The 15,521-nt window shown below is 39.3% G+C and carries 15 protein-coding genes, 1 riboswitch and 1 other annotated feature (1 of these 17 running past the window's edge); all 15 genes read right to left on the bottom strand.

Annotated elements, in window-relative coordinates; all coding sequences use genetic code 11:
• Positions 1–9, bottom strand: a binding site (T-box leader) (it extends 212 nt beyond the left edge of the window).
• Between the two features lie 371 nt (positions 10–380).
• Entirely contained in the window at positions 381–1,697 is a 1,317-nt protein-coding gene (locus AC3ZVC_RS14665) for an MFS transporter (RefSeq protein ID WP_490063962.1), read from the bottom strand.
• Between the two features lie 170 nt (positions 1,698–1,867).
• Positions 1,868–3,997 carry a heavy metal translocating P-type ATPase gene (locus AC3ZVC_RS14660; protein WP_490063961.1) on the bottom strand — a complete coding sequence of 710 codons (2,130 nt, stop codon included), beginning with the start codon at positions 3,995–3,997 and terminating at the stop codon, positions 1,868–1,870.
• The gene (locus AC3ZVC_RS14655) at positions 3,990–4,358 is read right to left on the bottom strand and encodes an ArsR/SmtB family transcription factor (protein ID WP_490063960.1); all 369 of its coding nucleotides are present in this window, start codon (positions 4,356–4,358) and stop codon (positions 3,990–3,992) included. The genes AC3ZVC_RS14660 and AC3ZVC_RS14655 overlap by 8 nt, the downstream gene beginning before the upstream one ends.
• Positions 4,359–4,533: 175 nt before the next feature.
• Positions 4,534–4,977, bottom strand: a complete 444-nt coding sequence (locus AC3ZVC_RS14650; RefSeq protein WP_490063959.1) for an ArsI/CadI family heavy metal resistance metalloenzyme — start codon at positions 4,975–4,977, stop codon at positions 4,534–4,536.
• A gap of 375 nt (positions 4,978–5,352) precedes the next feature.
• Complete coding sequence (locus AC3ZVC_RS14645; protein ID WP_490063958.1) at positions 5,353–5,622, bottom strand: DUF1450 domain-containing protein; 270 nt, start codon at positions 5,620–5,622, stop codon at positions 5,353–5,355.
• Between the two features lie 97 nt (positions 5,623–5,719).
• On the bottom strand, positions 5,720–6,145 hold the full coding sequence (locus AC3ZVC_RS14640) for a hypothetical protein (protein WP_490063957.1): 426 nt from the start codon (positions 6,143–6,145) through the stop codon (positions 5,720–5,722).
• An 871-nt stretch (positions 6,146–7,016) separates the two neighbouring features.
• Positions 7,017–7,808 carry a DUF4240 domain-containing protein gene (locus tag AC3ZVC_RS14635; RefSeq protein ID WP_490063956.1) on the bottom strand — a complete coding sequence of 264 codons (792 nt, stop codon included), beginning with the start codon at positions 7,806–7,808 and terminating at the stop codon, positions 7,017–7,019.
• Between the two features lie 582 nt (positions 7,809–8,390).
• Positions 8,391–9,758 carry a TrkH family potassium uptake protein gene (locus AC3ZVC_RS14630; protein ID WP_490063955.1) on the bottom strand — a complete coding sequence of 456 codons (1,368 nt, stop codon included), beginning with the start codon at positions 9,756–9,758 and terminating at the stop codon, positions 8,391–8,393.
• 52 nt (positions 9,759–9,810) lie between these two features.
• On the bottom strand, positions 9,811–10,467 hold the full coding sequence (locus AC3ZVC_RS14625) for a potassium channel family protein (protein ID WP_490063954.1): 657 nt from the start codon (positions 10,465–10,467) through the stop codon (positions 9,811–9,813).
• Positions 10,468–10,544: 77 nt separating this feature from the next.
• Positions 10,545–10,695, bottom strand: a riboswitch (cyclic di-AMP (ydaO/yuaA leader).
• Between the two features lie 98 nt (positions 10,696–10,793).
• Positions 10,794–10,976 carry a DUF3896 family protein gene (locus AC3ZVC_RS14620; RefSeq protein WP_490063953.1) on the bottom strand — a complete coding sequence of 61 codons (183 nt, stop codon included), beginning with the start codon at positions 10,974–10,976 and terminating at the stop codon, positions 10,794–10,796.
• A gap of 164 nt (positions 10,977–11,140) precedes the next feature.
• Complete coding sequence (locus tag AC3ZVC_RS14615; protein ID WP_490063952.1) at positions 11,141–12,307, bottom strand: endonuclease; 1,167 nt, start codon at positions 12,305–12,307, stop codon at positions 11,141–11,143.
• 143 nt (positions 12,308–12,450) lie between these two features.
• Positions 12,451–13,317 carry an amidohydrolase family protein gene (locus tag AC3ZVC_RS14610; protein WP_490063951.1) on the bottom strand — a complete coding sequence of 289 codons (867 nt, stop codon included), beginning with the start codon at positions 13,315–13,317 and terminating at the stop codon, positions 12,451–12,453.
• 38 nt (positions 13,318–13,355) lie between these two features.
• Positions 13,356–13,880 (bottom strand): DinB family protein, encoded by a 525-nt coding sequence (locus AC3ZVC_RS14605; RefSeq protein WP_490063950.1) that lies wholly within the window; start codon positions 13,878–13,880, stop codon positions 13,356–13,358.
• A gap of 341 nt (positions 13,881–14,221) precedes the next feature.
• A complete protein-coding gene (locus AC3ZVC_RS14600) occupies positions 14,222–14,806 on the bottom strand; it encodes a DUF899 family protein (protein ID WP_490063948.1) in 585 nt (194 codons plus the stop codon).
• Between the two features lie 139 nt (positions 14,807–14,945).
• Entirely contained in the window at positions 14,946–15,407 is a 462-nt protein-coding gene (locus tag AC3ZVC_RS14595; protein ID WP_490063947.1) for a GNAT family N-acetyltransferase, read from the bottom strand.
• Between the last annotated feature and the right edge of the window lie 114 nt (positions 15,408–15,521).

The raw sequence follows: 15,521 nt of genomic DNA, 5'->3' as shown, positions 1-15,521 counted from the left end.
TGTGTTTCCTGTTCAATTTTTCTGATTTTTCTTATTTTATTTCAGATCTAAAAAATAATCAACCCTTCTTTGAAAATCTTTTTAACAATTTGCTCCGTTAATTCAAAATTCGATAATGGATATGTTTGCTGATATCCAATAAGATGATTGTGATTTATCTAAACATTATAAATCAAAAAGAACTTACAATACCTGTCAGTTTGCATGCCCATTCCATTAATTCATTCCACGACATAATCCTATTTTGGAATCCCCCATACTAAGCTAAAAACCTTCCAGCTAAAATTATGGAAGGTTAATTAGCATGTAATATACTCAGAAAAAGGAATACTCAACACGAGGTAAGTAAAAAGATACTGGTCATTATTTTTTTAAAATCATCAGCCATCATGTGACTGCAAACTATCTTCCTTAACTTTTGTTTTTTTCTGTGACCAGACGACAACCGGTATCAACACCAATGACAGGATTCCGCCTGCTATCGAAAGTCCTGCGTAACTAGAGTTGGCAACAATCATGCCTGACAGTGCGCCGCCCGTTGCCCCGGACAAAGCAACCATAACATCAATCGTTCCTTGTGTTCTGGCACGATTGGAAAGGTCTGTTGAATCCACGAGAATAGCCGTGCCGCTGATCAAGCCAAAGTTCCAGCCTATACCTAATAATATAAGTGCAATCGTAAGGATCAGCACCGAATCTCCAGGTGCCGCGGCGCCCAGGAGTCCAGCAGCCAGCAGTGTACCTCCTGATGCGATTGCCATCGTACTCCGTCCCAGCTTATCTACAAGAATTCCCGTCAGCAGGGATGGAAGGTACATAGCACCAATATGGAAACCGATAATCATGCCCACTGCACTTAACCCATGGCCATGATGTCCCATATGGACAGGGGTCATCGTCATAATGGCCACCATCACCAGATGTGTTAATACCATTAAGGTTCCTGCTGCAATGATTCCCTTTTTATTTTCCGATGCCGTATGGGCATTTTCTTTTTGAATGCTACCCTTTTCTTGATTCTGCACTCCTGCCAGAGCCTTTGCCACCACTAGAGGATCTGGCCGCAGGAATACCAAAAGAACGAATCCGGCTAAAATATATGCTGCTCCCGCTAAAATAAAAGGTCCTGATAAAGCGGGAACACCAATTCCTGTCGCAAATGTCCCCATCACACCAACAAGGTTGGGACCTGCAACTGCACCTAATGTTGTTGATACCATGGCAATGCTGACAGCTGTTGCCCTTTGCTGTGAATTGGCCAAATCGGTCCCTGCATATCTGGCCTGCAGGTTTGTTGCAGTTCCGGCTCCGTAAATAACCAGAGAAACGAACAGTAGCAGAATACTATTTGTGACAGCTGCCCCAACGACTCCCAGAGCCCCTGCCCCTCCAGCCAGGAATCCCGCTGTGAGCCCGAACCGCCGGCCGTATCGTTCAGACAGCCGGCCGACAATCAAGGCGGCTCCGGCAGAACCAAGTGTAAATAAGGCAATCGGCAGACCTGCATAACTGTCAGTGCCCAGCATATCCTTGGCAAGCAGAGCGCCAACAGCAATGCCTGCTGCAAGCCCTGCACCTCCGAATATTTGCGAAAGGACGACAATAAATAGCGTCCGCTTATATAGCTTTTGCTGCTTTTCCGGTGAGTCAATGTAACTCTGCAGCCACTCCGGCTCCTGCTCTATTTTTTTTGGCATCTCTACTCACCCCTTCCAAGAGCTCCCTCTTATATAATATGTTGAAGGCTTCCTTTCTTTTTCCAAAATTCTTAACTGCTGCCTCAATCATACCACATGGGGTATGTAATTAACACGTCTAATTTAAAGAAAAAAGGCGATGCCAACCAGCAGCACCGCCTCAAAAATGTTTACTCTTTTATTCTCAACAATCTTAAACTATTCAGTGTTACCAGCAAGGTTGCACCCATGTCTGCAAAAATCGCAATCCATAAAGTCAGCCAGCCCGGCACAACAAGCAGTAATGCCAAGGCTTTTATTGCTAAGGAAAATGTAATGTTTTGCTTAATAATCCCTAAAGCTTTGCGGCTTAATTTAATTGTATATGGCAATTTGCTTAGATCATCAGACATCAGGGCAATATCAGCAGTTTCCAGCGCTGTATCGGTCCCTGCCCCGCCCATGGCAACACCGACCGTCGATGCTGCAAGAGCTGGCGCATCATTTACACCATCGCCGACCATTGCAACACTCTGATGGTTAGTACGAAGCTCATTAATAAAGGTTAACTTATCTTGCGGAAGCAAGTCAGCCTTAATGTCCGCAACACCAACTTGTTTTCCAACCGCTGCTGCAGTTAGCTGATTATCGCCTGTCAGCATAACCGTTTCAATTCCCATACTGTTGAGCTTGCTGATAACCGCTTTGGAACTGTCTCTCATCTCGTCCGCAACGGCTATTAATAAAAGAATCTCTCTTTCGGTTCCGAGTACCATGACCGTTTTTCCTTGCGTCTGCAGCTCCGAAATCTGCTGATTTTTATCACGATCAATGGTTCCATGCAGCTCTTCAAACAGCTTGGGGCTTCCTACATAATAAAGCACTCCATTGAAAACAGCCTTGACACCTTTACCTGTTATGGATTGGAAATCCTCAGCAGCCACACGATTAAAATCAGATCCGTTTTCTTCAGCTCTTTTCATAATGGCTGAAGCAAGGGGATGCTGTGAGCCTTTCTCGATCACAGCTGTTATTTTCAGCAATTCTTTTTCATTATTGCTGTAAGCTATAATATCCGTAACTGCCGGTACACCCTTAGTTAATGTGCCTGTTTTATCAAAAGCGATCGCCTTAAGGGCACCTGTTTCTTCCAGGTGGATCCCGCCTTTAATTAGCACACCATTTCTGGCGGCATTGCCGATTGCTGTAACGACAGCAACTGGCGTCGAAACAACAAGTGCGCACGGACAGCCGACTACCAGCGCTGCCAATCCCTGATAAATCCACTCGCTCCAGTCTCCCCCAAATAGTGGAGGAAGAACGGCAATTAAAATGGCTAATACAATGACCGCTGGCGTGTAATACTTCGCGAATTTATCTACAAATTGCTGAGAAGGGGCTTTTTCTGCCTGCGCTTCTTCCACCAAATGAATAATTTTCGCAATGGTTGAATCTTCTACCCGCTTTGATACTTTTACTTCCAGCAAGCCTTCCTCATTTAACGTTCCTGCAAAGACCTCATCATCAATGGTCTTTGTGACCGGAACACTTTCACCAGTAATCGATGCCTGGTTCAAGGTTGAAGTACCTTTAATTACAATGCCATCCATCGCCAGCTTCTGCCCTGGCTTAACAATCATTACGTCACCAATTTGAATATCGTCAACATGGATCATCATTTCTTCCTTGCCCCGGCGAATTAAGGCTTCTTTTGGCGCAATGTCCATCAAAGATTCAATTGATTGACGAGCCTTATCCATTGAATAGCGCTCCAGGGCTTCACTAATGGCAAACAGAATGACCACCATGGCCCCTTCTCCCCATTCACCAATGATTGCAGCACCTATAATGGCAATCGTCATAAGGGTACTCATATCAAAATTCAATCTGGCAAGATTTTTTAATCCTTTTTGAAATAACGTGTACCCGCCGATTAAAATGGCGGCTGCATATCCAGCGACTGCAATAAAATGTTCTTCACCGTATTGCTTACTTAAAAACCAGCTAATCACCAGCAAAACAGCTGATATATATACTTTAAGATTCTCCTTTTGTTTCCAGAACGGTCCCCGCTCCACTGCTTTTTCATTTTCAGCACGAAGCTTAAGGTTCTCGAAGGCTCCAGCCTTTTCAATGGCTTCCATTCCGGCCGTTCCTGTAACTGTTATTTTTGAAGCACCAAAATTAACATTTGCATCTAAAACGCCATCCAGGCGTTTCACGTTCTCTTCGAACGTTTTAGCACAGCCTGCTCAGGAAAAGCCTTGAACACGGTAGGTTTTCGTTTCTTGTTCAGCTGCTAATTGTGCTTGTTCAGACATCGGCTTTCACCTCGCTTTTATGTGCTAATGCTATCATCATTAACTGTCTAATATGGTCATCATCAAGTGAATAGAATGCCAATTTGCCTTCTTTCCGAAACTTCACAATCCCTTGCTTATGAAGGGTGCGTAAATGGTGGGAAGCTGTTGCAACAGTTGCCCCTATGATATTGGCAATGTCACAAACACACAGCTCATCATCCTGGCACAATGCAAAGGAAATCTTTGCCCTATTCTCATCAGCAAGCGCCTTAAACAATTGGGCAACACTAGAAAGGTCTTCCTTCTGCATTTCCCCTTGTATGCGATTAACTTTCTCTTCGTCATAACAATAAATGTCGCAAGTATCCTTGGAACCCAACTTAATCCCCCTCTATATTCCAACCTTCGCTTGAATATATTATACCCTTTTACGAAGATTATTCAAATATCCATTTGAATAATGTATGTAAAAAGGCATCCGCTTGATCCAAATCCTTTACTTTTATTTTAAGGCAAAATAAAAAACGCTGACATAATCAGCGTTTTCCAAAGCTTTATGAGCAGCAAGAGGCATCCTTAATTTCAATTTTCGCAGGCTCAGCTGAACAACATGCTGAGTCCGTTTCCGTCGATTCCACGTCCGCTTTTGTGTAGAAAAACTCCCATTCATTTCCGTCCGGGTCTGTTACCCAAAATTTATCCTGTGTTGCATAGCAGCACGTAACATCCATCTCTTCTCTTGCAAAAAAGCCCAGTTTTTCCAGTCGGTCTTTATGCTGAAGTACCTCCTCCTGATTTTCCACCTGAAACCCAAAGTGACCTACCTGATTCCCGGAAACCTTATCTTTCAGATTTAACGTGAAATTAAGGCCCGGGTCTTCCATCATAAATTTTGCATAGTCTTGCTTTACTTTCACAGGCTGTGCACCAAACACTTTGGAATAAAAGTCAATCGACTGATCTAAATCCGTTACATTAATTCCAACATGAATTTTCAAAAATAAGCCCTCCTATTTGAACGTATTTATTGCAGCTGTATAAATTTACTTACTGCTTTACTTACAACAAAAGTCCTCTGAACCGGATGTCACACAACAAGACTCATCCTGACTATTCTCCACTTCTTTAATATCAACACCACAGCAATCAGAAGACTTTGTTTCTTTCCCCAAAAAACGCTTAAAGAATTTCAATTTAGCCACCCTTTCTTTTTAAATCAATTTTTTTTGATTTATAATTTGATTATATTAGTAATTATTTCTAATTGCAATCTTTTTATCAAAAATTTTTGATTTATTAGTTAACAAGTAATCTGTGAATAGTAAAAAAGTGCCTATCCAAGTTGGTACGGATAGACACACGCCAGTTATTTTTTACTTCTCAGCCCGCTCTTTTAGCTTCACCAATAATTCACCAGAATTCTCCGCAGCAATAAAATCTCCATCTACAACTGAATATGGAGACTGCTTGCATTCCTTACATTTGCTTTGGCACTCATATTCTTTATAGATAATATTCTTCTGATTTAGAAAAGCATTATAATCCGAAAAATTCTCTTCCTTTAAAAACTCGTCAAGATTTCGCTTGCAAAATTCAACTTTTACAGGCTTTTGCTTAGAGAATAGTTTATTAATCAGTTTCACCTGGAAAAACATCCTTTTACTTTTAATCGGTCAACGTTAATGATGATAAATATTGCTTTCCCGGATCCATTTGGTTGCAACCCATTTTTCTCCTGATTCAACTGGCACACTTCTGTGCTGCCCGTTCTTCTCCGGAAGATGTATCCACAACGCGGGAAGGCAGCAAGCGGCTCCTCGAAAGACTGATGAGCTCATCACATTCCTCAGGACTAAGCACAGAATCCAAATGCAGAACAAATGGCTTTTCATTTCTGGAAAGGACCTTTATTTCGCGGTCACTTGTGTAAAGGGTATTCCCCTTTTTTCCAATCTCGGGGACCTCATAATTATACCTAATTTGCTTTACCTCTGTCGTCTTAATCGCTTCATTTCCAACAATATGTAAAAGCGTCTCATAAGCAAAAAGGTTATCGAAACCTTTTTTTATCAAAGCATTTGCGATCACAATCGGACTTAAATCACTTTTTAACGTACTAACAATCCAATCCTTCAGTTCGTCTGTTATCTGCATCATTTTTGTCATATGAAATTTCCCCCTGTATGACTCCCTGAAATCTTCACAACGGCAAATAAAATGAGTATATCTATTTCATATAATTTTATGTATTTATTATACTATTTATCTAAAATCAACTAAACCTATTTACCTATAAATTCAGATTTTAATGAGCAATCGTTTGTTTCAGAAACAGACTGCTTCATGAGAACCATTGTCTCTCCATTAAGTGTTGTGTCGTCTTCATATAGCGGTCATGAGGACCATTCTTTCTCACTCGTATGTGTTTTCGTTTTCATAGAGCGATCATGAACACCTTTCTCTCTCATTCGAATGAACTTTGGGCGTCATAGAGCCTTCATGCAGACCCTTCTCTCATCATTGAATGATTTTTCGTCTTCATAAAGCCTTCATGGCGACCTTTCTCTCATCATTGAATGATTTTTCGTCTTCATAAAGCCTTCATGGCGACCTTTCTCTCATCATTGAATGATTTTTCGTCTTCATAAAGCCTTCATGGCGACCTTTCTCTCATCATTGAATGATTTTTCGTCTTCATAGAGCCTTCATGACGACCTTTATCTTATCATTGAATGAATTTTCGTCTTCATAAAGCTTTTATGGCGACCTTTCTCTCATCATTGAATAATTTTTCGTCTTCATAAAGCCTTCATGGCGACCTTTCTCTCATCATTGAATGAATTTTCGTCTTCATAGAGCCTTCATGACGACCTTTTTCTTATTATTGAATGATTTTTCGTCTTCATAAAGCCTTCATGGCGACCATCTTCTTCCGACTCAATTCAGTTTCGTATTCAAAAGGTATTTATAACTTTATTTATTCAACAGTCTTCAATAAAATAGATCGGCTGCCCTCAATAGGCAGCCGATCTATTTGTTAATATTCCAGCGGATTTTCTCCGTATCTTTCCCATAACTTCGGATACTTCTCTCTTAAGCCCTCTTCATCATCTTCGTCCCAATCCAATTCAATATCAGGCAAAACATAAGAATCTCCAGATAGCTTTTCGTATAAATGATAATATTGGTCTTCGTCAAAGCCAGTCTTCTCTTCATATGCCATACTGGCGACATATAGCAATTCTTCCAGCTGTGGCATATCTTCTTCTTCTTCAAGACCGCGAAGACAAGGGATAATTTCTTCGGGATCTTTCATAATAGCTTCATATGTTTCCTTACCTTGATAAAGCAGCCAAGCCCTAAAATAATCGAAGCAATCATCTGAACAGCCGCCCATAATAATATAAGCTGCCGCCCACAGATTAGATGTATATGATTTGTTATAATTCTGGTTAAACCAATAGTCAAACATGACAATGTCTTTTACTGGTCTTCTCGATAAGTGGTTTATTAGCCACTCAAGCTGTTCTTCAGGATCTTCCCCTTTTCTCCTGGCTGTTTCAAGCATTTCCCAGAAAAGCATTTCGGTCATCGTGCTTTCTTTGATCACTTGTGCTGTTATAGCTGCTCCAGCATAACCTTTTTTCAGCTTGGATTGTATGAGTTTATTAGCTTCTTTTTGGCAGATGGCTTCCGATTCAAATTCTTTTGTTTTCACGGATCCAATCGAGCCAACTTTTCCATAAGTAACGGTATAATTCTTTCCCGAAACATTAATTTTCCAAAATTTATGTGATTTTTCGTCTTTGTATATGAGTAAAGTTTCCATAAAAGGCACTCCTATTTTACATTTTTAATCTATTATTACTAACCGTTACATATTTCCATTTTACTTTAAAAAGATAATAGAAGTCTTTACATTTTTATTGTTAATTAAAATTATTTATCAGGTTCTTTTTATAAAAGAAAATTTCACAAACCGAAAATTGTTTTTATTTTATCAACTGGAAAGACTTTTTACACTAAAACCATTGAAATTCAATCTTGTCTTGTTATAATGCATGTAGATTCTACTAAAGGAAATAGGGTGGTATCGATGGAGAATAATTGCAGATTCGTAGTCAACGCTGTTGGCAAATGCGGTGAAACATATCATACCCAATGTAAAGATAAGAAAGAATTGCAGAAATGGATATTGGAAAACCAGGATAAACTTTCAAAGAATGAGATAAACATTACGGATAAAAAGAAAAATCCCCTATTAAAATTAATCAGTTTAAATAGGTGAAAACCACATTACTTCATCAAAAAACAGGATAGAGAGTTCTTCTCTATCCTGTTTTTATACAGCTTTAACATAACAAAAAAACTCCTCCCCCAAGAGGCAAATAAAACTTTTTTTTAAAAATTTTTAACCAATCATAATCTTCTCTTCAGCATATTTATAGTTGGCTTTTTCTCTTTTTCTTGCAAGTGCAAACGCAAGTGTTAAAGGTCCTACCCTGCCCGCAAACATCATAAAAGAAATTAGTGCCTTTCCTGTGACACTTAATTCAGGTGTTAAACCAAGGGACATTCCCACTGTGCCAAACGCGGAAATTACTTCAAACAGCAGCATGTTCAATGGTGCATCTTCCGTTATCGATAAAATAAACAATATAAATGATATAAAACTGATTGAATATACCGTTATCGTAAAGGCTCTGAATATCAGATCTTTTGGGATGCGTCTTCCCATTAAATTGACTTCACCCTCTTCTTTTATTAAAGCTCTGACAGCGAGTAATATCAGCACGAAGGTTGTTACTTTAATTCCGCCGGCTGTCCCTCCAGATCCTCCTCCGATGAACATAAGAAGCATGGTAACAAGCTGGGAGCCTAATGTTAATTCTCCCGTATTGAGGGAGTTAAATCCTGCAGTCCTGGGAACAACCCCATGAAAATAAGCACCCAGTATTTTATCTTTTAAAGACAAATCGCCTAAAGTTCCGGGATTACTATATTCAAGCGCAAAAATAAAAATGGCTCCTAATAAATTAAGGATAAGTGTCATCAGCAGAACAAGTTTTGTATGCAAAGAAAGCCTCTTTAGACTTCTGTTTCTTTTAATATCAAGCACAACGATATAGCCAATTCCCCCGATTATAAAAAGAAAGCTGAGCGTCAGTATAACGGTAAAGTCGCCAACGTATTCCGTTACACTTCTGAACTCGCCCATAATATCAAACCCTGCATTATTAAAGGCCGATACTGAGTGAAAAACACCATAGTATATAGAACGCGGAAACCCAAAATCAGCTGCCCAGCGAATAGATAATATAATTGCACCGATTGCTTCAATTAACAGCGTGAAGCCAACAACAAATTTTACGAGCCGTACCATGCCCTCAATAGAAAGCTGATTTAAAGATTCCTGAATCATCAGCCTTCCTTTCAAGCCAATGTTCTTCCCCATCATGATAGCAATGAGAACGCCAAATGTCATAAAACCGAGGCCGCCAATCTGGATAAGGATCATTAAAACAACCTGGCCAAACGTAGTAAAGGTTGTTTCGGTATCCACTACTACCAAGCCGGTTACACAGACAGCAGAGGTTGCTTCAAACAAGGCATCAATAAAAGACAAATGGTGCCTATCTTTGGTAGCAAAAGGAAGCATAAGCAGCAGCGTTCCCACAGCAATCAGGCAAAGAAATCCAATCGACAAAGCCTGGGCAGGATTCATTCTGATCCACGTGGTGGGCCGTTCCATTCTTCTTGGTCCCTTATTCATAATCATTAACTCCTTAGATTAATAATGTGTTAATATGCTTTTCAGCTCTAAGACCGCCCTATACCCCTATTCTTTCAAACCTGCTGATATCTCTGTTATGGCCCATCACGATGAGTACATCGCCTTTTAAAATAATTTCCTCAGCTGGCGGTGATACGATAATCTCTTTTCCGCGCTGGATCCCAACAATGTTACATCCATACTTTGCGCGTATGTCTAAATCTAATAAGGATTTATTATGGATTTTCTCTGAAGCAATAATTTCCACCATACTGTAGTCCTCCGAGAGTTCTATATAATCAATTATCTTATCCGAAACAATATGGTGGGCAATTCGTTTCGCCATATCCCTCTCAGGGTGAATCACTCGATCAACACCAATTTTCTCAAGAACTCTTGCATGATATTCATTATGCGCTTTGGCCCAAACCTGTGGAATTCCCATCTCCTTTAACAACAATGATGTTAAAATGCTTGATTCAATATTTTCCCCAAAGGAAACAAAGGCATGGTCAATATTTCTAATTCCTGCTTGTTTAATGGCAGCTTCGTCAATGCCATTGATTTGTACCGCATAAGTCACAAACTGAGCGTATTGGTGCACTTTTTCCTGGTCTACATCAATTGCCAAAACTTCTACACCCATATCATAGAACTCTTTTACCAAACTGCCTCCAAAACGTCCCAAACCAAACACAGCGTATTGTTTTTTCATTAAAGAATTTCCCTTCTTTTAAAAATAAGCACAAAAAGACCACTCTTAAAAAAAGAATAGTCAATGGTTATCATTAACCCTTCTCTCGATTCGGCTTACGGAGTTAGCTGTCGGATTAGGGATTGAGAGTATCCCTTCTTAACTTAATATGCTAAGATTCACCCCAAGATAAACCAGGTTTATCAAAAATGGTTCCCCCGCTCATAAAGGATTCAGCAAAAAGGTCTGTTTATGAAATTGATAAATATAAATTACTCCCGTGCTGTTCCGTTGTCAACATATTTCTTTATTTAATAAAAAAAGGAGGCGAGTCAATATCCGCCTCCTTAATGAACGACTTTCTCGCGTTCAAAATGATTCATATCCGTTAATTCGATCATGTACTCATAATTGGCAATGGTGTTTTGAAGCTTCTCTTTTTCTTCATCCACTACATTTGGGTCATTCATTTTATTCATTAATTCTACCTTGGTAGCTTCTAGTTTTTCTTTAACTTCTAAGTAGTTCATATCCATCACCCCTAAATATTTATTAAAAGGAAATATGAAACCGCCTTCCTTTCTATCTTTATTATAATGCCAGATTCCACTCCAGTTATCAGAATATATTGAGGATTTGTGAATCTTATCTAAAAAAAGACACTTCCTTTTCAAGAAAGCGCCATTCATAAATCTTATTCCCAGATAGCTGATGCCCATTCAGGATGATCAATAAATGGATTGCGGTTGTGCTGGTAGTCCGTGTAGATAATTTCGTTTCTTCTTCGCTCTAAATTATCGACTGGATCCTCTTTATGCCATTGCAGTAAAACAGACATTTTTCCATGATATGGTACAGATCCATTATTAACCTGGTTATTTAACTCTAAATCAATTTCTCCGCTATCCCCTTCATAACGGACGGCCATGTAAAATAGCATCCGCGCTACATCACCTTTTACATTATCCCTTGGCTCCCACGAATCTGAGTCGTAATAGTTGCCAATTGCCTCTGAATGCTGAATGCCGCCATTATCAAAGTCAAGATTGCTTCTGGAGCTATTAACTGATACGTCTGTCGGCCGCAAATGATGCAAGTCAGTTCCAGCACCCATGGCTGTGCCAAAGTCTCCATGTGATTTTGCCCAAACATGTTCCCGATTCCAGTCATTAACTCCTGTCCCATTGGTGAACTTGCCTTGTGAGCGACCTGTATAAAGAAGGAGAACATTATTGGGATTATTCGGATCTTCATCTGTTTCCCGAAGTGCATCCCATACATTTGAATAAGAGATCTCTATGTGGTCGTCAATGATATTGTGGAGTGCCGTTTTTAACGCCTCTCCTGTTTTTCCGTCCGCAGCATCATAATAACCATCAGCAGGTTCTGGCTCAGGTGGTGTTACCCCATCTCCTTGAAGTTCAAAAGCTGTTCCATTTTTCAGTCCAGGGTGAGAAAAATAAGCAGTAAGAGTGCCGGTAACCTTAATCTGCTTTCCCATTAAGGCTGGAGTCGATCTTAAACCAAAAGCAGAACGAAATGATGAGGGGATTTGAACATAAATCATGTTTGCCGTATTGCTCTCTGATGGACTATCTGCAAGTGCCAAAGCATAGTCATTTGGAAAACCGCTTGTTATAACCGTATTGGTTGCAGTAGGCTGCCCAACAACATACCCTTGAACGGTTTTGTTAGAATTATTCTGAGTGTTAATAGCTTGTGAAACAGAATATGGTGAAGACCATGATCCATCACCGGCAGCTGCTCTTGTTAATGAATCTTGCACTAGTTGAAGAAAAATAAGAATAGCGGTAAGCAGAAATAAAGACAACAGAAAACCTTTTTTCTTCTTATTTTGCATGAACTCCCCTCCAGCATTTTTTTAAAGGACTCTTCTTGATGGAATATTCTTTTCGAAAAAGTCACAATTCTCTCCAAGTATAAAGGAATAAAATGTAAGGATACATGAGGTTTTGGTCCCAAAAATGGCTGAAGGGGAAAGATTTACATCGGCTTAATAATTCCTAAAAAATTTCTTCCAAGAATGTATTCCTTTTGGTTATCAGGAATCTTAAGTGATGCAATCCAGCTTTTCTTTGCCGAATAGTCATATTGGTTAAATTCCTTCATTCCATATGGCCCATCGCAACCGTAAAGAATTTTGCGGTATCCTAAGGTTTGCACTGCCATTTTTACAATGGAGGGATTAAGATAGTCACTTGATGTATCAATAAATACATTTGGCTTTTCCATAATGTACTTCCAAAGTTTCTTCCAATATGGAAGGCCTGCATGAGCATATATTATTTTAAGTTTTGGATAATTTTCAGGTAAATATTTATAGGAGTCCGGTTCTGAAGACAAATGAATAATCATCGGGATGCCTTTTGCCTGGCACATCGCTGCAACTGGATCAAGAGCCCTTATGGGATATTGATGCATGAACGGATGAGCTTTTACTCCAATAAAGCCGGGTTTACTAAGATAATATTCCACCTCTTTCAGTGATTCGGGTATCATTGGATTAACTGCTGCCCAGCCTAGAAAACGGTCTGGATACCGATCAATAGCAGCTGCGACAAGCTCATTGTTTGGCTTGGAGAAAATCTTGTATGTATTGCCATAGAGTTTTAAATAGCCTTCATCAACAAGACCATCATAAATCTTTAGCCCAATTTGCGGAACATTTAGGATGAGAAAACGGAATAAGCGCTGTAGATTATGCTGAAAAGTGCTATCTGCTTCAAACATAGTTTCATTCATAGGGGGAATCAGCGCTGTTTTCGTTACTCTATTTTTATCCATTCCTTCTATCATTTTTTCCAGAGTCAGCATTGTTTCATCCAAATGAAAATGGCAATCAACAATCATGTTCATCCCCCTACTTTGCGGAATTCTGTTAGTCAGCATTACCTTTTCAGGATCCCTAAATATTGAATCCAAGGTCCAACGTCAGCTCTGTATCTATTGGCCATGACTCTTGTAATCTGTGAAATATGTGTTAAATCATGCACAACCCATGTAGAAATTAATTCCCTTACCTTTACAACCCCAAATGCAGGATGTGTGCCTGACAATTCCAAGTGAATATCCGGATCTATTAAACTCCTAAGCTTAGCTATATTTTTAGTTCGAATGATTTTAAATTCCGCCAGCTTTTCATTAATCGTTTTAGCTTCCACTTCATATAAGTGGGCATACCGATCAAACGGGGGAAATGGTTTGCCAGCCCCTTCCTTAAGAATAAATTCCAGTCTTGGAATCCAATTATTCTTCTCACCCTCGATGAGATGCTCAATCACTTCAGTAGCATTCCAGGTGCCTTCCCCCTCATCGCATTTCATCCAACCCTCAGATGCCCCTATTAAAAAACATTCCAAGGTTTGCGGTGTACGCTCCAGGATCTCGATAGCTTCTATTAATTTAAAATTCATTTAGCTGCTCCTCCCTGCACTCTAAAAGGAATCTTGGAAAATAAAACTCCCCATCACCCTTAAATTCGGTATAAGAAAAAGACTGATAAACAAAAGCAAAGCAAGCGCAACAATTATTGAAAAGGTGAATTGCTGTTTTAATGACTGCAATTCCTCCGTTCCTTCCTCAATTATTTCGCCAAATTATTATAGATCCTTCCTTAGTTGCTTTCTATATAACCAGAACGCCCTCCTTCTTCAATTTTAACATATTTAACCAATTATTTTAGGGAGTAACGGAGATTATTAAAAAGAAGCGTACTTCTATTTTAGAAGTAACGCCCCTTTAATCGGTCTATCATTTAGTATTTATTTTTCGGACCCCAATCACCACTTCCACCTGGCAGGAGCTCAAATAATGACCAGATGCTGCAATAATCATCACCTGGGCCGAACGCAGCTTTTGTATAATGGTGAATGCTGCCGTCTTCATTCCTCAATAAAACTGAGACTCCTGGAAGTACATGGCCATTTTCATCCTTAAATCCGAGGTCTTCTTTAAAAGCCGTTCCTTCCGTTGATACACAATTAAAGCTCCAGCCTCTGCTTTTCGAAATTTGGCCTAGTGTTTGGTAGTCATCCGGACTTGTTAAAACAAAGGATGCTTTATTTTCAATATGCTTTGTAAAACCATTTAATCCATCTGCCCAAAGAGTACAGTATGGACATGATTTTCCCATATTATGAATAACCACTAACTCCTGTTTGTCTCCAAACAGCTCGCTCAATGCAATCTTAGTTCCTTCTGTAGTGGTTAGTATGTAATCTTTTACCGTGAATGAAGGAAGCTGTTTTCTTAATACCGTTAATTCCTCTTTTACCCGAATCAGTTCCTTTTCCTTCTCTTCAATTGCCTTTTCCACTTGTTCGGATGTTAATGAACTCATATATTCCCCCCTATAAATATTGATTTATAAATTACTATTCCCGCAAAATGATTTGTTTCTTTTTATTAAACTGAATTTGACGGGAGCCACTTAGGCATATACAGCAATCTCTGCAGCTTTTCTAGAAATAAACAATCCCTTACCGCTTTCGAGATACTTTCTTTTCAAATGAACTAATAGATAGATGTTCATTATATTTTATATCTTTCACTTTTTTAAATCCGTTTTTTTTATAAAAATTTACAGCCGGCGTATTCTTAGAGCCAGTTGATACAATCATCTTTTCTATGCCTTTTCTGCATTGAATAAAATCCAATAATTGCTGGGCAATTCTTTTTCTAAAATAATCGGGATGTACAATTAGTCTATGTATATCTACTGTGTTATTTTCTTCTTTAAAGGAGATTGCTCCGCACAACTCCTTATTCATATAGTAGCCGAAGAAGGATTCGCCGCATTTTTGCAGTGTTTCAACGGTGTCCTTTAATGGAGGTATATCAGAACACTCGATGAGTTCAGCCTCAACTTTATAAGACGGGATTTGAACGCTTAAAACTTCTTCAGCCGCTTTTCGATTACTGATATCAATTTCCTTAATCAAGTGTATCCCTCATTTTAGATTTTCTCTTAATTAAATTCTCTTCTAATGATGATAATCCTCTATAATGTCAAAATGATAGTCCAATTTTCCTTGGACTAATGTTTATATTCCAAA

Source organism: Cytobacillus sp. C11.1 (genome assembly GCF_058145115.1).
The sequence above is the reverse complement of the archived record's forward strand: the minus strand, read 5'-3'. Positions and strand labels throughout refer to the sequence as shown.